The sequence below is a fragment of the Glutamicibacter sp. NPDC090743 genome, assembly GCF_044769125.1.
Lineage (GTDB): Bacteria > Actinomycetota > Actinomycetes > Actinomycetales > Micrococcaceae > Glutamicibacter.
In genome coordinates this window covers 130454-150037 of the sequence record NZ_JBIVXE010000005.1, presented here as the reverse complement: position 1 = coordinate 150037, position 19584 = coordinate 130454, and the positions used below count along the sequence as shown (strand labels likewise).

16 protein-coding genes and 1 riboswitch are annotated in these 19584 nt (G+C 62.2%); of the genes, 12 read left to right on the top strand and 4 right to left on the bottom strand.

From position 1 onward, the window contains the following. Positions 1 to 47: 47 nt before the first annotated feature. Positions 48 to 524 carry a MarR family transcriptional regulator gene (locus ACIQTS_RS11625; protein WP_365943128.1) on the bottom strand — a complete coding sequence of 159 codons (477 nt, stop codon included), beginning with the start codon at positions 522 to 524 and terminating at the stop codon, positions 48 to 50. 107 nt (positions 525 to 631) lie between these two features. Here ACIQTS_RS11625 and ACIQTS_RS11620 point away from each other — a divergent pair, with 107 nt between their 5' ends. Beyond that, positions 632 to 2476 (top strand): ABC transporter ATP-binding protein, encoded by a 1845-nt coding sequence (locus ACIQTS_RS11620; protein ID WP_402473466.1) that lies wholly within the window; start codon positions 632 to 634, stop codon positions 2474 to 2476. On the opposite strand, the gene ACIQTS_RS11615 is transcribed toward ACIQTS_RS11620, so the two are convergent. Continuing rightward, positions 2473 to 2958, bottom strand: coding sequence for a MarR family winged helix-turn-helix transcriptional regulator (locus ACIQTS_RS11615; protein WP_105659082.1), 486 nt, complete (start codon positions 2956 to 2958; stop codon positions 2473 to 2475). The genes ACIQTS_RS11620 and ACIQTS_RS11615 overlap by 4 nt on opposite strands. Before the next feature lie 141 nt (positions 2959 to 3099). On the opposite strand from ACIQTS_RS11615, the gene ACIQTS_RS11610 reads away from it, so the two are divergent. Further along, entirely contained in the window at positions 3100 to 3675 is a 576-nt protein-coding gene (locus tag ACIQTS_RS11610) for an NADPH-dependent FMN reductase (RefSeq protein WP_365943131.1), read from the top strand. Positions 3676 to 3798: 123 nt separating this feature from the next. Further along, on the top strand, positions 3799 to 4908 hold the full coding sequence (locus ACIQTS_RS11605) for a glutathione S-transferase C-terminal domain-containing protein (protein ID WP_402473464.1): 1110 nt from the start codon (positions 3799 to 3801) through the stop codon (positions 4906 to 4908). Between the two features lie 69 nt (positions 4909 to 4977). On the opposite strand, the gene ACIQTS_RS11600 is transcribed toward ACIQTS_RS11605, so the two are convergent. Next, positions 4978 to 5286: a hypothetical protein gene (locus tag ACIQTS_RS11600; RefSeq protein ID WP_402473462.1), complete on the bottom strand. Its 309-nt coding sequence runs from the start codon at positions 5284 to 5286 to the stop codon at positions 4978 to 4980. Positions 5287 to 5403: 117 nt separating this feature from the next. On the opposite strand from ACIQTS_RS11600, the gene ACIQTS_RS11595 reads away from it, so the two are divergent. Continuing rightward, the gene (locus ACIQTS_RS11595) at positions 5404 to 6315 is read left to right on the top strand and encodes an RNase H family protein (RefSeq protein ID WP_365943133.1); all 912 of its coding nucleotides are present in this window, start codon (positions 5404 to 5406) and stop codon (positions 6313 to 6315) included. A gap of 64 nt (positions 6316 to 6379) precedes the next feature. Here ACIQTS_RS11595 and ACIQTS_RS11590 read toward each other — a convergent pair whose 3' ends face one another. After that, positions 6380 to 7828 carry an APC family permease gene (locus tag ACIQTS_RS11590; protein WP_400288721.1) on the bottom strand — a complete coding sequence of 483 codons (1449 nt, stop codon included), beginning with the start codon at positions 7826 to 7828 and terminating at the stop codon, positions 6380 to 6382. 274 nt (positions 7829 to 8102) lie between these two features. Here ACIQTS_RS11590 and ACIQTS_RS11585 point away from each other — a divergent pair, with 274 nt between their 5' ends. The 8 genes from ACIQTS_RS11585 (at position 8103) to mgtE (ending at position 19572) form a co-directional block, all read left to right on the top strand. Further along, on the top strand, positions 8103 to 9266 hold the full coding sequence (locus ACIQTS_RS11585; RefSeq protein WP_400288719.1) for a serine hydrolase domain-containing protein: 1164 nt from the start codon (positions 8103 to 8105) through the stop codon (positions 9264 to 9266). A 35-nt stretch (positions 9267 to 9301) separates the two neighbouring features. After that, positions 9302 to 10090, top strand: coding sequence for an SGNH/GDSL hydrolase family protein (locus ACIQTS_RS11580; RefSeq protein WP_365943138.1), 789 nt, complete (start codon positions 9302 to 9304; stop codon positions 10088 to 10090). Between the two features lie 102 nt (positions 10091 to 10192). Beyond that, a riboswitch (glycine riboswitch) is annotated at positions 10193 to 10290 on the top strand. Positions 10291 to 10454: 164 nt separating this feature from the next. After that, positions 10455 to 13301 (top strand): aminomethyl-transferring glycine dehydrogenase, encoded by a 2847-nt coding sequence (gene gcvP, locus ACIQTS_RS11575; RefSeq protein WP_402473458.1) that lies wholly within the window; start codon positions 10455 to 10457, stop codon positions 13299 to 13301. 13 nt (positions 13302 to 13314) lie between these two features. Next, positions 13315 to 14442, top strand: coding sequence for a glycine cleavage system aminomethyltransferase GcvT (gene gcvT / locus ACIQTS_RS11570; RefSeq protein ID WP_402473456.1), 1128 nt, complete (start codon positions 13315 to 13317; stop codon positions 14440 to 14442). Positions 14443 to 14502: 60 nt separating this feature from the next. Further along, positions 14503 to 14883, top strand: a complete 381-nt coding sequence (gene gcvH, locus ACIQTS_RS11565) for a glycine cleavage system protein GcvH (RefSeq protein ID WP_105659073.1) — start codon at positions 14503 to 14505, stop codon at positions 14881 to 14883. After that, on the top strand, positions 14883 to 16205 hold the full coding sequence (gene glyA, locus ACIQTS_RS11560) for a serine hydroxymethyltransferase (RefSeq protein WP_402473454.1): 1323 nt from the start codon (positions 14883 to 14885) through the stop codon (positions 16203 to 16205). Before gcvH ends, glyA begins: the two co-directional genes overlap by 1 nt. 185 nt (positions 16206 to 16390) lie before the next feature. Beyond that, a complete protein-coding gene (locus ACIQTS_RS11555) occupies positions 16391 to 17800 on the top strand; it encodes an L-serine ammonia-lyase (RefSeq protein WP_105657073.1) in 1410 nt (469 codons plus the stop codon). A gap of 416 nt (positions 17801 to 18216) precedes the next feature. Continuing rightward, positions 18217 to 19572 (top strand): magnesium transporter, encoded by a 1356-nt coding sequence (mgtE, locus tag ACIQTS_RS11550; protein WP_402473451.1) that lies wholly within the window; start codon positions 18217 to 18219, stop codon positions 19570 to 19572. The last annotated feature ends 12 nt before the right edge of the window (positions 19573 to 19584 follow it).

Genomic DNA, 19584 nt, shown 5'->3' with positions numbered 1-19584 from the left:
CCGGCACGCATATGCCGGGGCCTCGGGTTCTATCCGCTAGCTGGCGGCTAGTTCTCTTTCGCCGGGTTCTTGCAAGCGCCGCGCACCGGCCTCGGGTTCTCGCGGTCCAGGATTGCCAGCAGCCGGGTGAGCTCGGCGCGGTCCTCGTCGCCGAGCTTGTCGAAATAGCCGTCCATGCTCGAACGGCGCAGTTCGGCGAGCTCGCCGAGCTGGGCACGGCCCGTGGCACTGAGCGCAATCAACGTGGCGCGGCGATCGGCCGGATCGGGGGTGCGCACGACAAGCTCCTTGGCTTCCAGCTGGTCGACTACCTCGGTGGTCGAGCGCGCGGCGATGTGCAGCTGTTCTGCGAGCTGCGAGTTGCGCAGCCCGATCCTATCGGCCCGGGACAGCAAGGTCAGCACCCTCGATTGGTGCGGAGTGATGCCCAGGGGAGTCAAGCTGTCCCTCCACCTGCCGCGAAGCATGCGTGAAGCGTGGAGGAAAAGATCTGCCAAGTCAGGCTTGGGCTCTTCGTTCTGCATATGCTCAAGGATAGTGTGTTTCTCGGAACAATTTCAAGATGCAACCACATAGTGAGGTTCCCTCTGTTATTCTGGACTTGAGAAATCCAAAGGTAGAGGGGGAGCCCATGAGCGCAATGGGAATGCCGGGGCCGCATCCGGGCGGTGGCGGGCAAGGACGGTCCGGCAACGCCGCCCGGGACAAGCAGCGGCTCGCCGAGCATCCGGTGTCCCTGGCGCGCATCGCCGCGCTCTTCCGGCCCCATCTGGGGTCGGTGATTGCGGTCATGGCGCTGATCGTGGCAGCGTCGGTCATCGGCCTGGCCCAGCCGTTCATCATCCGCGAACTCATTGATGACGCGATTCCCAACAGCAATATCCGATTACTGCTCTTGGGTGCCGGGGGACTGGTGCTGATCTCCCTGGCTACCGCGATTCTGGAAGTCGTCCAGACCTGGCGGGCAACCCTGATGGGCCAACGCGTCATGCATGGCCTGCGGACCGGGCTGTTCACGCACCTGCAGAAGCAATCCCTGGGATTTTTCACCAACTCGCGCTCAGGGGACGTGCAGTCGCGCCTGGTCAATGACGTGGGGCAGATGCAATCGGTGATTACCAATTCGGCCACGAGCATTGCCTCGAACCTGACCACCGTTGTTGCCACCGCCTGCGCGATGGTGGCGATCTCGTGGAAACTGAGCCTGATCTCATTGGTCGTGCTGCCGCCAGCGGTGCTGCTCGCCAAGCAAACCGCGAAACTGCGCCGCGCCGTGACAGGAAAGCGCCAGCGCGAGATGTCGAATCTGGCTTCGCTGATCGACGAGCGCCTGAGCATCTCGGGGGTCCGCCTGGCCAAGATCATGGGCACTGGAGCCGCTGATGCGGCGGCCTTCGGAGAGTCCAGCCACAAGCTCATCGACCTGGAAATGAAAAGCGCTTTGGCCGGGCGTTGGCGCATGGCCACGATGAGCATCATTTTCGCGGCCATCCCCGCGGTGCTGTACATCGTGGCGGGGCTGCCCGCCACCGGGCAGGGAATGAGCATCGGCACCTTGGTGGCTTTTACCGGGCTGCAGGCCGGAATCTTCCGTCCGGTCATGGGCATGATGCAGATTTCGGTCCAGTGGGTCTCGGCCTTGGCCTTGTTCAGCCGCGTCTTCGAATACCTGGATGCGGACCAGGCGCTGCCGGTACCCCAGCGGCCGCGGGCGGTCGAACCCGGGAAGCTGCGTGGCGAAGTGCAATTGCGCAATGTCAGCTTCCGCTACCCCGAGGCGGACCGCGCCACCCTGGAACAGCTGGATTTGACTCTGGAGGCGGGAACCATGACCGCGGTCGTCGGTTCCACCGGTTCGGGAAAGTCCACCCTGGGGTCCTTGCTGCCCCGGCTGCTTGACCCCACCGAGGGCCAGGTATTGCTCGACGGCATTGACCTGAAGGAATTCGATCCTGAAGGCATCGCCCAGGCGGTCTCCGTCGTTGCCCAGGAAAGCTACCTGCTGCATGCTTCGATTCGGGAGAACCTCCTGTGGGCAGCGCCCCAAGCCACCGAGGAAGAGCTCTGGCAGGCGCTGGAAGCCGCGCAGATTGCACGGTTGGTCCGCAGCCTGCCACAGGGCCTGGAAACCCAGGTGGGGCAGCGCGGCCACCGTTTCTCCGGCGGCGAGCAGCAGCGGCTGGCTATTGCCCGCACCATGCTGCGCAAGCCCAAGGTCCTGGTGCTCGATGAGGCGACCAGTGCCCTGGACACGGTCACCGAGGCTTTGGTGCAGCGGGCGCTGGACGAGCTCGCACTGGGGCGAACCACCTTGCTGATCGCGCACCGGTTGAGCACCGTGATGCGAGCGGACCGCATCGTCGTGCTAGAAGCTGGCCGGATTGCTGAAGCGGGAACTTTTGACGAGCTGGTCCAGCTTGGCGGGCAATTCGCCCAGCTGGTAGCCAAGAGCGAACTGGCCGAACGAGCCAGCTAGCACTGGCCATCTTTCAGGCCCTGCTTTTCCAGCGAGGCCAGGATCTTCGGCAGCGCCGATTCCAATGCCGTGCGTTCGGAGGGGCTCAGGGAATCGAAGATGGTTTCACGCACGAAGCTCACGTGGGTTGGCGCGGCTTCCTCAATGGTCTTGCGCCCCTGGGCGGTGAGCGTAATCTGGTGCCCGCGGCGGTCGGTCTCATCTGAGCAGCGGCTGACCAGGCCCTTGGCTTCCATGCGGCGCAGCAGGTGGGAGAGGCGCGAACGGTCCCAGCGCAATGCGGTCGCCACGTCGGCCGGGCGTAGACTTGGTTCGGTTGTTTCCGAAAGGACAGCCAGCACCGAGTATTCACCGGAGAGCATGTTCGAATCGCGCAGCAGCTGGCGATCCATGCCGCTGGGGAACTGCCAGAGGAACTCGCGTATGGTGCGCCAGAGGTCCTGCTCGCTGTCGGTGAGCCAGCGGGTCTCTTCGCTCTTCATTCTCTTTCCTAACCATGTTGTCCCCAGAGGGGACATTCAAAATATTGTTGACGCATCAATCATCTCCTGTATAGTGGAATTTAGCAAGAGAAGATGACGTGTCAACTAAATTGTTGGCCGGAGAACTCCAAGGAGAGCAAGTTGTCGAAGATCGCTATCGTTACCGGTTCCACCCGTCCAGGACGTGTCAACCAGGGCGTCGCCCAATGGGTGCTGGCCAGGGCACAGGAGTTCGGCGGTGCCGACTACGAGCTGGTGGACATCGTTGATTTCAACCTGCCGATGCTCGACGAGCCGTTCCCGGCCGCCTACCAGAACTACCAGAACGGGCACACCAAGGCCTTCGCCGCCAAGATGAGCGAATTCGATGGATACATTTTCATTGTTGGCGAGTACAACCACTCCGTCCAGCCTGCATTGGCCAACGCACTGAGCTACCTGAATGCAGAGCTGAACAACAAGGCCGCCGGCATGGTCGGATATGGCTCCGCCATGGGCTCGCGTGCCGTGGAGCACCTGCGCGGGATCCTCTCGGAACTGCAGATCGCCCACGTGCAGAAGACCGGCATGTTCTCGCTATTCTCCGACTTCGAGAACTTCTCGGCTTTCGCTCCGACTGAACGGTCGGCCAACAGCGTGCAGCCCATGCTTGAACAGGTGCTCGCCTGGAGCAAGGCGATGCGCACCGTACGCGAAGACGCCTCGGTCAACGCCTAGACCGGGTCGAAATCGGCGGGGAGTGGAAAAGTGCATTGCGTCATTTCCATACCTGCCCAACTGCCATAGTCTCGAGGTGAATGGTTTATGCACGGGACTTCAAAATTCTTTGGAAGGAATGCGATGAGCGAGGAATATTCGACCAAGGGCGCCTACGTCACCGGCGGAGAATTCACCCGGGACACCAACTACATCCAGGACCGCATCGTCGCTGATGCCAGCGCCGAGCACTATGGCGAGGGAAACAGCCACAGCAAGATCGGGCATCCCAACGCGGGGCTTTCGGACGGGTCCCGGCTTTGGCCGGTGGAAGCTGGCCGCTACCATCTGGTCGCAGCCCGCGCGTGCCCCTGGGCCAACCGCACCCTGATCGTTCGCCGCCTGCTGGGCTTGGAAGACGCGCTGTCCGTCGGACTGCCCGGCCCAACCCACGACGCACGCAGCTGGACCTTTGACCTGGACCCCGGGGGCAAGGACCCTGTCCTGGGTACCGAGCGGGTCCAGGAGAACTACTTCAAGCGCTTTGCCGACTATCCACGCGGCATCACCGTGCCGGCAATCGTCGATATCCCCACCGGTGCGGTTGTCACCAATGACTACCCGCAGATCACCTGGGACATGTCCACGCAGTGGAAGGAGTTCCACCGGGAAGGCGCCCCGGACCTCATTGCGCAGGACCAGCTCGATGAGATGCTTCCGCTGATCAAGCGGATTTTCACCGAGGTCAACAACGGCGTCTACCGTGCCGGGTTCGCGGGGGACCAGCAGGCCTACAACGATGCCTACGACCGGTTATTCGCCACCTTGGACTATCTCGAAGACCGGCTGGGCACCCGACGCTTCCTGATGGGTGATTACATCACCGAGGCCGATGTCCGGCTGTTCACCACGCTGGTTCGATTCGACCCGGTCTACCATGGCCACTTCAAGGCCAACCGCAACAAGCTCATCGACATGCCGAACCTCTGGGGCTATGCGCGGGACTTGTTCCAGACCCCGGGTTTCGGCGACACCATCGACTTCGAGCAGATCAAGGCGCACTACTACGTGGTGCATGAGGACATCAACCCGACCAGGATCATCCCGAAGGGGCCGGAGTTGGCCAACTGGCTCGAAGCGCCGGGCCGAGATGAGCTGGCCGAGAGCGGTCCGTTCCTGAACGGTACGGCACCGGGCGAAGTCCGGGCTGACGAGCGGGTCCAAGCCGGGCACAACCCGTTGTACCCCGCCTAGGAGCGCTGGCGATCCGCCGCGGATCGGCTCAGGAGCCCGCTATTTCGAGGGGTCCTGGGCCGATCTGCCCTATTCGAAATCTAAGCCTTGCCCCTCGCAAGCTTCCTGGAAAGCGGCCAAGTCAATAATCCGGGGATCCCCCGATTCATCGGCGGCCACCGCAGCGCTGATCTGTTCGGTGGAAGCCTTCGCCCCATGATCAGCGGCTTTCTGCATATTCGTTGCGCCGATGCCCTCGGGGTCAACCAGGCCCCCGCCAAAATGCACGCAGGCGGTATGGCCCTGGGGATCGAGCTGGCGCAGCTCGTCGACCGAGGGGCCAGCGCATGCGGACAGGACCAGAACCAGAGTGGCCAGTACAGGCAGGATTTTCTTCACATCCCAATCCTAGGCATGGACCTGGCTGGATGCTGTGATCCATTGTGCAAGTATTCCCTGGCGACATGGCCCAATGCATGGAACCGAGTGCGGGCGTCAACGTGGCAGGATTAAAGCATGACGATCATTGCAGCTGCGGATGGATCAGCCCTAGGAAACCCCGGACCGGCAGGTTGGGCCTGGTACGTGGACCAGGACAACTGGGCCGCTGGCGGTTGGGACCACGGAACCAACAACATGGGGGAGCTCCAAGCGGTGCTCGAACTCTTCCGGGCCACCGAGCACCTGCCAGAAGAAGAACTCAGGATCCTGTGCGATTCGCAGTATGCGATCAACTGCATCAGCAAGTGGATGCCGGGTTGGAAGAAGAAGGGCTGGAAAAAGGCCGACGGCAAACCGGTCTTGAACCAGGACATCCTCAAGGAACTTGACCGGGCCATTGCCGGGCGCAAGTACACCTTCGAGTGGGTCAAGGGCCATGCCGGTCATGAGCTGAATGAAGCTGCTGACGGCCATGCGCGCGCGGCTGCCACCGCGCATCAGCAAGGCTCTGCGGTCGAGGCCGGGCCGGGCTACACCGCCGTCGGCGGCCCAGCGGCTTCCCATGCTCCAGCGGCGGAAGACGCAGTGCTGGCACCCGGCGGGCCACCCGCCGCCGCACCGGAACATGGCGTGGACATCGCGGCTACCGTCTTCGAACTGGAACAAGGTTTCCTCGACCCGCAGATCCGCACCAGCTTCGCGGAACTCAACGACTTCCTGCATCCGGGCTACCAGGAAGTGACGCGCCATGGCGGCCTGCTGGATGTGGCCACGGTCCGGACCATGTTGGAATCCGGGGCGAGCCTGCCCAGCACCGGTGCGGTGCAGGTCCTTGCGGCCCGGGAAGTGGATGCGCAAATGGTGCTGCTCGCTTACCGCATGAAGCCTGCAGAGGGCCCGGTGCTCGTCGTATCTTCCTGGTGGCAGCGCACCGAAGGCGGCCTGAAGCTTCGTTTCCGCCAGGAAACGGTCGAGCAGACCGCATAGAAAACACGCGTTAAAGCAGTGATGCCCGCCAAATGGCGGGCATCACTGCTTTAACGGTTTGGGATCAGTACTGTCCCGGGCGGGTTTCGATGACGCCCTTCTTGTAGTTGATCCGGTTGACCAACCAGGTCACGGCCCACAGCAGCACGCCGATGACCAGCAGCAGGCCGGCAATCTCGTACTGGACCCAGTCCTCGCGCGAACGAGCCCATGGGCCGGCAAGGAACAGGCAGAAGAACACGCCGAGGATCGGGATGATCGTTGGAGCGCGGAACGCATCGGGTTCCGGCTTGTCGCGGCGCAGCACCAGCAGGGCTACGTTGACTACGGCGAACACGCACAACAGCAGCAGCGCGGTCGTGCCGCCCAGCGAGCCGACAATGCTGCTTCCGTTGCTCAGGTTCACGTAGACCACCAAGGCGATGGCCAGCACGGTGCTGAACAGGATCGCAGCCCATGGCGAGCGTCGGGTCGAATGCACCTTGCCCAGGAACTGCGGCAGCACGCCTTGGCGGGCCATGCCGTAGAGCAGGCGGCTAGCCATCAGCATGTTCATCAGCGCGGTGTTGACCACGGCGAAGACGGTCAAGAACGGGAAGATCGCGTCAACTGGCAGGTTCGGCAGGCCGATGCGCACAACATCCAGCAGGATGCCGGCATCCGGGTTCTTCGGGTTCAGCAGATCGCCGGTCGGGATCACCATGATCACCGTGACGGCCACCAGCATGTAGATCAAGGCGCAGATGCCCAGGCCGATGAGCATGATCTTCGGGAAGGTCTTCTTGGGATTCTTGGTTTCCTCAACCAGGTTCACCGAATCCTCGAAGCCCACCATCGCGAAGAACGCAATGGCAGTACCCATGGTCACGGCGGCGAAGACGCTGCGGTCGGTGGGGGTCTCGAAGACCACCAGGCGGGAAATGTCACCCTGGCCCGAGGCGATCACCGCGAAGCCGATGCCGATGATCGCGGCCATGATGGCCAGCGAAACTATGGTCAGCACGAGGTTGAACTTCACGCTCTCGCCCACGCCGCGGAAGTTGATCACTGCGAGGATCACGATGATCGCAATAGCTGCCCACATGCCCGCTTCCGGGGTGTTGGGAACACCCTCGACAAACTGGCCAATGCCAATGAGCAGGTTGCGCCCCACCAAGGTGGCCGAGGTGGCGGCGCTGGTGATGCCCGAGCAAGCCACGGTGAACGCCACCAGGAAGGTGACGAAGTGGATGCCGAATGCCTTGTGGATGTACAAGGCGGCACCGGCCGCGCGCGGATATTTGGTCACCAGTTCGAGGTAGCTGAAGGCGGTGAGGGTCGCGATCGTGAAAGCGATCAGGAACGGCAGCCAAGCGGCTCCGCCCACCTGGCCGGCAACTTTGCCGGTGATGGCGAAAATTCCGGCGCCGATGATATCGCCCATGATGAGGAATAGCAGCAGCTTCGGGCCAATCACCCTGCGGAGTTCTGTTTCTTTGCCGTCGGTAACGGCCGTGTCACTGTTCACAGTCATGCGATCGAGATCATCTCCTTCAATTTTGTAGGCAAACATTACAACTTTAGGGTCAGCGCATGAAGTGGGCAAACCGGCTTCAAGGCTGGCTCACAGACCTCGGAGTCCAGCGGTAGTGAAATGTCGATTAGTGGCTAAAACAAGCTAATGCTGTGAGCTGACGTACCTATATGCTAGGTGTCGGGTCAGCGTGTGGAGCCACCGGGTCATGGGATCGAAGCGGTTAGGGTTAGTTGATGAGAGACAAGCACTTTAAAGGATTTAGATGCAATCGGTGATCACTGAATATTTCGCGCCCCTGGCGGAAGCACTAGAGGCGCGAGCCGCTGAGGAAGAAGGCTATTCGGCGCAGCTGGCCCTGTACCACCGCGGCGAATTGGTGCTCAGCCACAGCGTCGGCGAGCACCTCTCTGGTGACGCGCTGACCTGTGTCTTCTCCTGCACCAAGGGCCTAGGCGCGCTGGTCGTGGCACTGCTCGTGCAAGATGGGCTGATTGATCCGAACGCGCCAATGGCCACCTACTGGCCGGAATTCGGGGACAACGGGAAATCCCAGCTCACCGTCGGCGAGGTGCTCAGCCACCAAGCGGGAGTGCTCGGTGTGCCCGGGGGCGTGCCCAGCGAGATCCTCTTGAACTCCGCCGAATACGCCAAGGTGCTCGCTTCCATGCCAAGCGTCTGGCCGCTGGGCCAGAACATTGTCGGCTACCACGCGATCACCATGGGCGTGCTCATGGAAGAACTGGTACGCCGGGTCACCGGCAAGGAACTGAAAGAAGTCTTCGAGGAGCGCATCCGCAAGCCGCTGGGAGCCGAAGCCTACATCGGCCAGGACCCCGCGCTGGAATCGCGCTACCGCGATGTATTGCCGGGCGCTGACGCCGCACCGGAATTCTTCGATCCGTTCTCCCCGGCGGGGCTTTCGGTGAACTCGGCCTCCGGTTTCGCGCTGGAAAACGGCCCGGTCTACAACTGGCACGAACTGGCCAACGCGCCTCAGGTGCGCGAACTGGGCCCCGCATCCATGGGCGCGGTCGCCAATGCCCAAGGGCTGGCCGCAATCTATGCCGCTTCATTCGGTGCAGTGCCGGCACTGGGCACCACCCGCGGATTCCTCACCGCCGACACCTGGCCCCAGGTTTCCACCGAACTGGTCTACGGCCATGACCGGACCAATGGACTGCTGCAGGCCTTCGCCCTGGGGTTCATGAAGGCCACCGCGCGCAACAACTACGGATCGATTTTCGCCTACGGCCATGACGGTGCGAACTCCTCGCTGGCCTTTGCTGATCCAGCCCACCAGCTGGGCTTCGGATTCATCCCCTCGCGCAATGAAGGCGCCAAGGAGATCTCCACCGGAGTCAAGCTCAGCCAGCTGGCCCGCCAGCTGATCATGCAGAAGAACATGTCGGCCCAGGCTGCCGGCAGCAACGCGTAGTAAACCCATCGGGAATGGAACGAAGCAGGAGCGAAGTGAAGAAGTTTGTGGCACTAGGTGACTCGTTCACCGAAGGCGTTGGCGATGTGGATCCGACCCGGCCCAACCAGGTCCGCGGCTGGGCGGACCGGGTTTCGGAAGTGCTCTGCGCCGAAGGCGAATGGGAATACGCCAACCTGGCGGTGCGCGGCAAGAAGATCGGGCAGGTGATCAACCAGCAGCTGGACCAGGCGCTCGCACTGGCCCCGGACCTGGTCACCATCTATGCCGGCGGCAATGACATCCTGCGCCCGAAGGCGGACCTGGATGCGCTGATGCGCGGCTATGAAGGCATGGTGCGCCGCTTTGCCGAAGCCGGAAGCGCGGTCGTGCTGTTCACCGGTTTCGACACCGTGGAATCACCGTTGTTCTCCAAGACCCGTCCGCGCACGGCCATTTACAACGAGAAGGTTCGCGAAATCGCGGACGAGTACGGCGCGGTGATCGCCGATTACTGGCGGTGGCGCGAATTCTCCGATCTGCGCTACTGGGCGGTGGATCGGCTGCACATGAACGAGCTGGGCCACACGCTGATGGCCTCGAAGGTCCTTGACGTGCTCGGCACCCATCGGATCACCGAGGGAAACTGGTCCTCCAGGATCCAGCAGCCGTCCCTGCCGGAACTGGCCGTGAACTCGCGCGGCGAAAAGCTGAAGCAGGAATTGGGCTGGGCCAGGGAGCATTTGGCTCCGTGGGTCAAGCGCCGGATCACCGGCACCTCGTCGGGTGATTCCCTGTCAGCGAAATATCCTGATTACATCCGTTTAACTGCCGACGCCAACTGAACGCATTTATGACTTTTCCGGACCCCGCTCCTGTTTGACCTTGGGGGCGGGGCAGGTAACATGGTGGTGTGCTGCAGGTCTCCGGCCGGCAGCGCGCGCCATAGACGGATGGCGGGAGAGTCCCGTTCACACCATGGACGGGCGCCGTAGGAGCAATTCCTCCCCAGGAAACTCTCAGGCACCCGTACCGCCATCATGAGGCAACTCTGGAAAGAAACCGGCCCGTTCCGGTTCACCGAAGGTGCAAGTGCCCGGCTTGGTTTGCTGGATGCGTAAAACTCTCAGGTTATGCAACAGGGATGGGGAGGTAAAAAGACCTTCCTTTGGCATGCGCCAAGACAGATCCCATGGAGATACCAGCACCATGACCATCACGCAGACTTCGGCACGAGCGAATACTGAATTCGTTTCACGCCATATCGGCCCACGTCCTTCCGACGTCACCACCATGCTTCAGACCCTGGGCTACGACAGCCTGGAAGAACTGATCGACACCGCCGTTCCGGCAGACATCCGCCAGGACTCCGCACTGGATATCCCAGACGCCCTGAGCGAAACCGAAGCCCTAGCCCACCTGCGTGCGCTTGCCTCGAAGAACGTCATGAAGACCCAGATGATCGGCCAGGGCTTCTACGACACCATCACCCCAGCTGTGATCCGCCGCAACATCGTGGAAAACCCAGCCTGGTACACCGCTTACACCCCGTACCAGCCGGAAATCTCCCAGGGCCGCCTCGAAGCCCTGCTGAACTTCCAGACCATGGTCATGGACCTGACCGGCCTGCCCATCGCCAACGCGTCGCTGCTGGACGAATCCTCCGCTGCCGCCGAAGCCGTGCTGATGATGCGCCGCGCCAACAAGAAGAAGTCCAAGGGCAAGACCGTGCTGGACTCCAACATCTTCCCGCAGACCCTCAAAGTCGTGCAGGGCCGCGCTGACGCACTGGGCTTCGAAGTCGAGGTTGCCGACCTTTCCGCAGGCTTGCCAGAGGGCGAGATCTCCGGCATTGTCCTGCAGCAGCCTGGCAACGACGGCTCGATCGCGGACCACGCTTCGATCATCGCCGCCGCCAAGGAAGCCGGCGCCATGGTTACCGTGATTGCCGACCTGCTGGCCCTGACCATGATCACCCCTCCGGGCGAGCAGGGTGCCGATATCGCCGTGGGCAACACCCAGCGATTCGGCGTGCCGCTGTTCTTCGGCGGACCGCACGCTGCCTACATGGCCGTGGCCGATGGCCTGACCCGCTCCATGCCAGGACGCCTGGTGGGCGTTTCGGCCGACGACGCCGGAGTCCCTGCCTACCGCTTGGCCCTGCAGACCCGCGAGCAGCACATCCGCCGCGAAAAGGCCACATCCAACATCTGCACCGCACAGGCCCTGCTGGCCATCTGCGCTTCGATGTACGCCGTCTACCACGGCCCAGCCGGCCTGAAGCAGATCGCCTCGCGCGCCAACAACCACGCCCGGGTCATCGCCAGCTCGCTGGTTTCCGGCGGCTACACCCTGGCTTCGGACTCCTTCTTCGACACCGTTGTGGTGAACGTCGAGAACGCCGATGCCATCATTGCCAAGGCCATCGAAGCAGGCATCAACCTGCGCAAGGTGGGCGAGACCCAGGTGGGCATCTCCACCGACGAGGCCACCACCTCGGGCGTAGTCAAGACCCTGCTTGAGGTCTTCGGCGCAGAGCTCTCGGCTCCGGAAGGCTTCGAGATCCCGGCAGGGCAGGTGCGCACCAGCGACTTCATGACCCACCCGATCTTCAACACCATCTCCTCCGAAACCCAGATGATGCGCTACCTGCGCCGGCTCTCGGACCGCGACCTGGCCCTGGACCGCACCATGATCCCGCTGGGTTCGTGCACCATGAAGCTGAACTCGGCCGCCGAAATGGAATCCATCACCTGGCCGGAATTCGCCTCGATCCACCCCTACGCGCCTGCAGCGCAGACCGAGGGCTGGCGCGAGCTGATCACCGACCTGGAAGGGCGCCTGACCGCAATCACCGGCTACGCTGGCGTTTCGATCCAGCCCAACGCCGGCTCGCAGGGCGAATACGCGGGCCTGCTGGCCATCTCGGACTACCACCGTTCGCGCGGCGAAGGCCAGCGCGATCTGTGCCTGATTCCGGCTTCGGCCCACGGCACCAATGCCGCGTCGGCAGTGCTGGCCGGGATGCGCGTGGTGGTCGTGAAGACCGCAGCCGATGGCACCATCGACGCGAATGACCTGGATGCCAAGATCGAGGCCAACAAGGACGTCCTTGCAGCCATCATGATCACCTACCCATCCACCCACGGCGTCTACGACGCGGACGTGCGCGAGGTCTGCGACAAGGTCCACGCCGCCGGCGGCCAGGTGTACATCGATGGCGCGAACATGAACGCCATGGTTGGCTTGGCCCAGCCAGGCAAGTTCGGCGGCGACGTGTCGCACCTGAACCTGCACAAGACCTTCTGCATCCCGCACGGCGGTGGCGGTCCAGGCGTAGGCCCAATCGGCGTTGGCGAGCACCTGCTGCCATTCCTGCCAGGCGATGCTTCGGGCACCTACTCCGAGCGTGACGGCGTGCCGGTGGTGGCGACCGCTTTCGGCTCGGCCGGCGTCCTGCCGATCTCCTGGGCCTACATCGCGATGATGGGCGGGGACGGCTTGACCGAAGCCACCAAGCACGCGATCCTGAACGCGAACTACATTGCCAAGCGCCTGAACGAGCACTTCCCGGTACTGTTCACCGGCAACAAGGACCTGGTTGCCCACGAGTGCATCCTGGACCTGCGCGAACTGACCGCCAAGACCGGGGTCACCGCCGAGGACGTGGCCAAGCGCCTGATCGACTTCGGTTTCCACGCGCCGACCCTGTCCTTCCCTGTGGCAGGCACCCTGATGGTGGAGCCCACCGAATCCGAGGACCTGGCCGAGATCGAGCGCTTCATTGAAGCGATGATCACCATCCGCCAGGAAATGGACGAGGTCCTCTCCGGTGCCTACAGCATCGAGGAGTCCCCATTGCGCAACGCTCCGCACACGGTCTCCGCTGTGGTCAACAGCAAGTGGGACCGCAAGTACTCGGTCGAGCAGGCGGCCTTCCCGGTCCCGGCGCTGAAGTTCGACAAGTACTTCCCAACCGTGGGCCGCATCGACGGCGCCGGTGGCGACCGCAACCTGATCTGCTCCTGCCCGGCTCCCGAAGCCTTCGAAGACTAAGGAAGAGTTAGAGATGACTGAGACTACCCAAGCACTCAAGCACACCGCGCTGCACGCGCAGCACGAAGCTCTCGGCGCCAACTTCACCGACTTCGGCGGCTGGGACATGCCGTTGAAGTACGGATCGGAACTGGCAGAGCACAAGGCCGTGCGCTCCACCGCTGGCCTGTTCGACCTGTCCCACATGGGCGAGGTCTACCTCTCCGGCCCGGAAGCCGGCAACGCGCTGAACACCGCCCTGGCAGGGAACCTGAGCATCATGAAGGTCGGCAAGGCGAAGTACTCGCTGATACTTGACGCCGAGGGCAAGATCATCGATGACCTGATCGTCTACCGCCTGGAAGAGGAGAAGTTCCTCGTCGTGCCCAACGCCGGCAACGCCCCGGTGGTTGCCGCCGAGCTGGCTGCCCGCGCCGCCGGCTTCGACGTCGTCGTGGACGACGCTTCGGGCCGCCAGTCGCTGATCGCCGTCCAGGGACCGAACGCCGAGGCGATTGTGCGCAAGCTGGCCGCCGACGAGGCAACCGCCCAGGCTGTCACCGAGCTGAAGTACTACGCTGCGGTGAAGGTGGTGCTCGGCGGCATCGACGTGCTGCTGGCCCGCACCGGCTACACCGGCGAAGACGGCTTCGAGCTGATCATCGAAAACGAGGATGCGGCAGCACTCTGGGAAAAGAGTGTTGAAGCCGGCAAGGACCACGAGCTGGTTCCTTGCGGCTTGGCTGCCCGCGACTCGCTGCGCCTTGAAGCCGGCATGCCTCTGTACGGCAACGAGCTGTCCCTGGAACGCACCCCGTTCGATGCCGGATTCGGTCCGGTGGTCTCCTTCAAGAAGGAAGAGGACTTCGTGGGCCGCGAAGCCCTGGAAGCGTTGCGCGGTGCGACCCCGCCACGCAAGCTCGTCGGCCTCAAGGGCCTGGGCAAGCGCGCCGGCCGCGGCGGCTACGCCATCGTGAAGGACGGCGCAACCATCGGTGAAATCACCTCCGGCCAGCCTTCGCCAACCCTGGGCTACCCGGTTGCACTGGGTTATGTCGACGCCGAATTCGGTGCAGTGGGAACCGAGCTGGAGGTAGACCTGCGTGGTAAGACTTTGCCTTTTGTCGTAGTCGAACTGCCGTTCTACACCCGAGCCAAGTAACGTTAAACATCAGTAGGGCTAAGCAAATCGCCCGCTAATTCCCTTGGGAGAGGAAATACCGTGAGTAAAGTTCTTTCGTCATTGCGCTACTCGGCCGAACACGAGTGGATCGATGCATCGTCCCCAGCAAAGATCGGCATCACCCAGGTTGCCGCCGACGCCCTGGGCGACGTGGTCTACGTCGACCTGCCAGAGGTCGGCGACTCCGTTACCGCAGGCGAGACCTGTGGCGAAGTCGAGTCCACCAAGTCGGTTTCCGACCTGTACTCGCCAGTGACCGGCACCATCGTTGCCATCAACGACGAGGCAGTGGACAACCCAGGCATCCTGAACGAAGACCCATACGGTGCCGGCTGGCTGTTCACCGTTGAGGTCGCCGAAGAGGGTCCGCTGCTTTCGGCAGCTGACTACGCAAGCGCGAACGGTGGAAACGTCGAGTAATGAGCAACCAGACTTTTGAATCCGTTGCCGCTGCAACGTTGACCCAGTCGCTGGCTTCGCTGGACCCGGAGATCGCGCAGCGTATTGACGCTGAGCTGGCTCGCCAGCAGCGCGGCCTGGAAATGATCGCTTCTGAGAACCACACTGCGCAGGCAATCATGCAGGCGCAGGGTTCGGTACTGACCAACAAGTATGCCGAGGGCTACCCGGGCCGCCGCTACTACGGCGGTTGCGAGGAAGTTGATGTCATCGAGACGCTGGCGATCGAGCGGCTCAAGGACCTGTTCGGGGCGAAGTTCGCTAATGTGCAGCCTCACTCCGGTGCGCAGGCCAACGCGTCGGTGTACCACGCGCTGGTGCGTCCGGGCGATACCGTGCTGGGGCTGAACCTGAACCACGGTGGCCACCTGACCCACGGCATGAAGCTGAACTTCTCGGGCCGCTTGTTCAACATCGTTCCTTACGGTGTGGACGAGGAAACCTATGAAGTGGACATGGACGAGGTGGAGCGCCTTGCCATCGAGAACCAGCCGAAGATGATTGTTGCTGGCTGGTCGGCGTACCCGCGCCAGCTGGATTTCCAGCGTTTCCGCGAAATCGCGGACAAGGTCGGCGCGTACCTGTTCGTGGATATGGCGCACTTCGCTGGCCTGGTGGCTACCGGGTTGCATCCTTCGCCGGTCCCGCACGCTCACGTGGTGACTTCCACGACGCATAAGACGCTTGCTGGTCCTCGTGGCGGCATTATTCTCTCGAATGATGCGGAGATCGCGAAGAAGCTGAACTCGGCGGTGTTCCCTGGCCAGCAGGGTGGTCCGTTGGAGCACGTGATTGCTGGCAAGGCGGTGGCGTTCAAGATTGCTGCGTCGCCGGAGTTCAAGGAGCGCCAGGAGCGGACCTTGGCTGGTGCGCGTATTTTGGCTGAGCGCTTGACCCAGGAAGATGTTGTTGCCAAGGGCATCAGCGTTTTGACTGGTGGCACGGATGTTCACATGGTGCTCGTTGACTTGCGTAATAGCGAGTTGGATGGGCAGCAGGGTGAGGATCTTTTGGCTCAGGTGGAGATCACGGTGAACCGCAATTCGGTGCCGTTTGATCCTCGTCCGCCGATGGTGACTTCGGGGTTGCGTATTGGTACCCCGGCGTTGGCTACCCGTGGTTTCTCGGAGGCTGCGTTCGCTGAGGTTGCGGAGATCATTGCACAGACGTTGATTGCTGGTGCTGAGGGTAATGCGGCGGTGTTGCCGGAGCTGAAGGATCGTGTTCTGAAGCTTGCCGCGGCCCACCCGCTGTACCCGGAACTGGCTAAGGTTTCCGAGTAGCATCATCTGATTAGGATGTGGGCCCGGAAGGTGGAAATACTCGCTTTTCGGGCCCGCGGTCTTTCAACATCCAGAGGTCCAGGCGCTGCACGGTACGTGCGGTGGCCGCACGCCTCTGGAACCACACTCCACAGATCCGGGGCAGAAGCTCTCGGATTACCCAAGTTCTAAGGATGTGACCCGCTATGGCGGTTAGCGTATTCGATCTTTTCTCGGTTGGCATCGGACCGTCTTCCAGCCATACCGTGGGACCAATGCGTGCAGCACACGCATTCATTGCCCAAGTAATCCGAGAAGGCCAACTGGACGCACTGGAAAATATCCGTGTTGATGTCTACGGATCCCTGGCCGCTACCGGACGCGGCCACGGCACCTTCACTGCCATCATGCTGGGGCTTGAAGGCTTCGAACCTGAAACCGTGCTGCCATCACAGGTCGATGACCGCCTGGCGGACATGGAAGCCACTGGAATCCTCCACCTGGCCGAACAGCTTGATCAGCGCAAGGACCTGAACTACAAGGTCGAAGACATGATCCAGCATCCGCTCACCGTACTGCCACGCCACACCAACGGCGTGAAGTTCATTGCCCTCGACGCTGACGGCAACGAAATCGCCAACGAGACCTTCTTCTCCGTAGGCGGCGGCTTCATCGTGCGCGAAGGCGCCGAAGACCGCATCGAGAAGAACCTCGAAGAGAAGCTGAACAAGCAGCCCTATCCCTTCACCACGGCAGCCAAGCTGCTGGAACATGTGAAGGAAACCGGCCTGTCCATTGCCGACATCATGATGGCCAACGAAATGGCCTACCGGTCCCGCGACGAGATCCGCAACGGCCTGGTCCACATCTACGAAGTGATGGAAGACTGCAAGGATTCCGCGCTGGAACGCACCGGTGTGCTGCCCGGCGGCCTGAAGGTTCGCCGCCGTGCGCCCGAATGGCATGAACGCCTGCGCAAGGAAGACAAGGACCGGGATCCGGTCTACTGGCAGGAATGGATCAACCTCGTTGCGCTGGCCGTCAATGAGGAGAACGCCTCCGGCGGACGCGTGGTCACCGCTCCAACCAACGGCGCAGCGGGCATCATCCCGGCCGTGCTGTTCTACGCCACCCACTACGCACCGGGCGCAAAGTACTGGAATGAGGAGGAAAAGCACGACGCTGTCGTACGCTTCCTGCTCACCGCTGGTGCCGTCGGCGTGCTGTATAAGGAGCAGGCATCGATCTCCGGCGCCGAAGTCGGCTGCCAGGGCGAAGTCGGTTCGGCATCATCGATGGCTGCTGGCGGCCTGGCCGAAATTCTTGGCGGCACCCCAGCGCAGGTAGAGAACGCAGCGGAAATCGCCATGGAACACAACCTTGGCCTGACCTGCGACCCGATCGGCGGACTGGTCCAGATCCCTTGCATCGAACGCAACGCCATCGCTGCTTCCAAGGCAGTGAACGCGGCGAAGATGGCGCTGATGGGCGACGGCGAACATCACGTCACCTTGGATGAAGTCATTATCACCATGCGCGAAACCGGCAAGGACATGAGCGACAAGTACAAGGAAACTGCGATGGGCGGCCTGGCCGTCAACGTGGTGGAATGCTGATTTCCCAGTAACGCATGACCCAGTTCGGGAGGCCTGCACTGCAGGTCTCCCGAACTTTTTAAATGTGATCTTGGCCCCCAAGTCCGGCAATTCCCAGCCATAGCTGATAGAACTGGGACTAGGCCCAAAGCGCGCTAGCGCAAACCAGTTTCGAGGAGGTGAGTGTCGTGGAAGACAGTTCTAGTCGATCTATGCACACGAACTCACCCGGACGCTCGTAGCCGAATCAGCCGAATCTGGCAGCATCCTGCCATGGGATCCCAACGAGTTCGTGACTCTTGTACATGTCACCGGCGCCTGGTCCTGCACGCAAATACTGACTGATTTATCTCCCTGTATTCATGGGGTGATTGAGCGGTGAGAAGTTGCTGGCAGGCTTGTATTCACGCGCCAAATGAACCATTTGGACCAAAATCATGTTTTCTCCAGAAAAGGTAGACTTCTCTACTATTTCGCGAGCCTTGCGCTCCCATCTCAATCACGCAGAATTCCAGCTCGCGGCAGGGTTGCTGGGCGGTCTGCACATCGCCCAGACCATTGAGCACCTCGAAGCACTGGATGCCACGGAGGCTGCCCTGGCCTACCGGCTGCTGGACAAGCAGGCCGCGGTACTGGTTTTCCGGGAACTCGACGCCCCGGTGCAAGCCGACCTGGTGCGGGCGCTGCAGTCGCAGACCGTCATCGATGCCTTCGCCCAGCTCCCCGCCGCGGGACGGGTAGCGCTGTTCGATGAACTGCCAGCGATCGTGGCCACGAAACTGCTGTCAGGGCTGCCGAAGGCCAAGCGCCAGGAAACCGGAATCCTGCTGGGCTATCCGGAAGCAAGCGCCGGCAGGGCGATGTCCCCGGATTTCATCGCCACCCATCCGCAGCTGTCTGTGGCCGAAACCCTGGAACGCATCAGCGCACGCCTCGGGAACTGCGAGAACGCGCAGCTCATCCTGGTGATCGATGATGAACGCCGGCTGCTTGGCACCATCAAGCTCAGCGAGCTGCTCACCGAGCCGGCCGGGACAACGATCGGAGAACTGTGCACCCAGAGCCCGGTCGTCCAGGCCTGCGAGCCGGAGACGAGCGCGGCACGGGTGGTGGTGGATCGGAAGGCAGGGATGCTCCCGGTGCTTGATCGGGAAGATCGCCTGCTGGGAGTGCTGACCTTGCCCATGGCGATCGGGATCCTTGAGGATGCCGAAGAGCGCCGCTCCGCGTACGGCTCCGGAACGGATCCGCTCTTCCGCCCTTACTTGGGGACGCCATTGCGCCACCTGGTGAAGGCGCGCATCATCTGGCTGCTGGTCCTGGCTATCGGCGCCACCTTGACGGTCAAGGTGCTGTCCAGTTTCGAGCAGACACTGGAGTCGATGGTGGTGCTCAGCTTGTTCATCCCCTTGATCGTGGGCATTGGCGGGAACACCGGCAACCAGGCGGCGACCACTGTCACCCGTGCGCTGGCCATGGGGGATGTGCGGGGAAGCGACTTCTGGCGGGTGCTGATGCGCGAGGTGCGAATCGGAGCGGTCCTGGGACTGTGCCTGGGCGCCATAGCGCTGGTGGTGGCCGGGAGCATTTTCGAACTGCGTATCGGATTGGTGATAGGCATCAGCCTGGTGGCGCTGTGCAGCATTGCTGCCGCTGTCGGCGGGGTGATGCCGATCATCGGTAAATTCTTCAAGGTTGATCCTGCGGTATTTTCCAACCCCTTCATTTCAACCTTCGTGGATGCCGCCGGGCTGATCGTCTACCTGTCGGTGGCCGTGCTGATTCTTGGATAGCCTGCAGCTGCA

Bases quoted from the DNA above. Each gene is read 5' to 3' on its own strand.
- ACIQTS_RS11595 (WP_365943133.1), top strand. From the start codon at position 5,404: ATGACGATCATTGCAGCTGCGGATGGATCAGCCCTAGGAAACCCCGGA.
- ACIQTS_RS11605 (WP_402473464.1), top strand. From the start codon at position 3,799: ATGAGCGAGGAATATTCGACCAAGGGCGCCTACGTCACCGGCGGAGAA.
- gcvT (WP_402473456.1), top strand. From the start codon at position 13,315: ATGACTGAGACTACCCAAGCACTCAAGCACACCGCGCTGCACGCGCAG.
- ACIQTS_RS11615 (WP_105659082.1), bottom strand. From the start codon at position 2,958: ATGAAGAGCGAAGAGACCCGCTGGCTCACCGACAGCGAGCAGGACCTC.
- gcvP (WP_402473458.1), top strand. From the start codon at position 10,455: ATGACCATCACGCAGACTTCGGCACGAGCGAATACTGAATTCGTTTCA.
- ACIQTS_RS11590 (WP_400288721.1), bottom strand. From the start codon at position 7,828: ATGACTGTGAACAGTGACACGGCCGTTACCGACGGCAAAGAAACAGAA.
- glyA (WP_402473454.1), top strand. From the start codon at position 14,883: ATGAGCAACCAGACTTTTGAATCCGTTGCCGCTGCAACGTTGACCCAG.
- ACIQTS_RS11555 (WP_105657073.1), top strand. From the start codon at position 16,391: ATGGCGGTTAGCGTATTCGATCTTTTCTCGGTTGGCATCGGACCGTCT.
- ACIQTS_RS11620 (WP_402473466.1), top strand. From the start codon at position 632: ATGAGCGCAATGGGAATGCCGGGGCCGCATCCGGGCGGTGGCGGGCAA.
- mgtE (WP_402473451.1), top strand. From the start codon at position 18,217: ATGTTTTCTCCAGAAAAGGTAGACTTCTCTACTATTTCGCGAGCCTTG.
- ACIQTS_RS11625 (WP_365943128.1), bottom strand. From the start codon at position 524: ATGCAGAACGAAGAGCCCAAGCCTGACTTGGCAGATCTTTTCCTCCAC.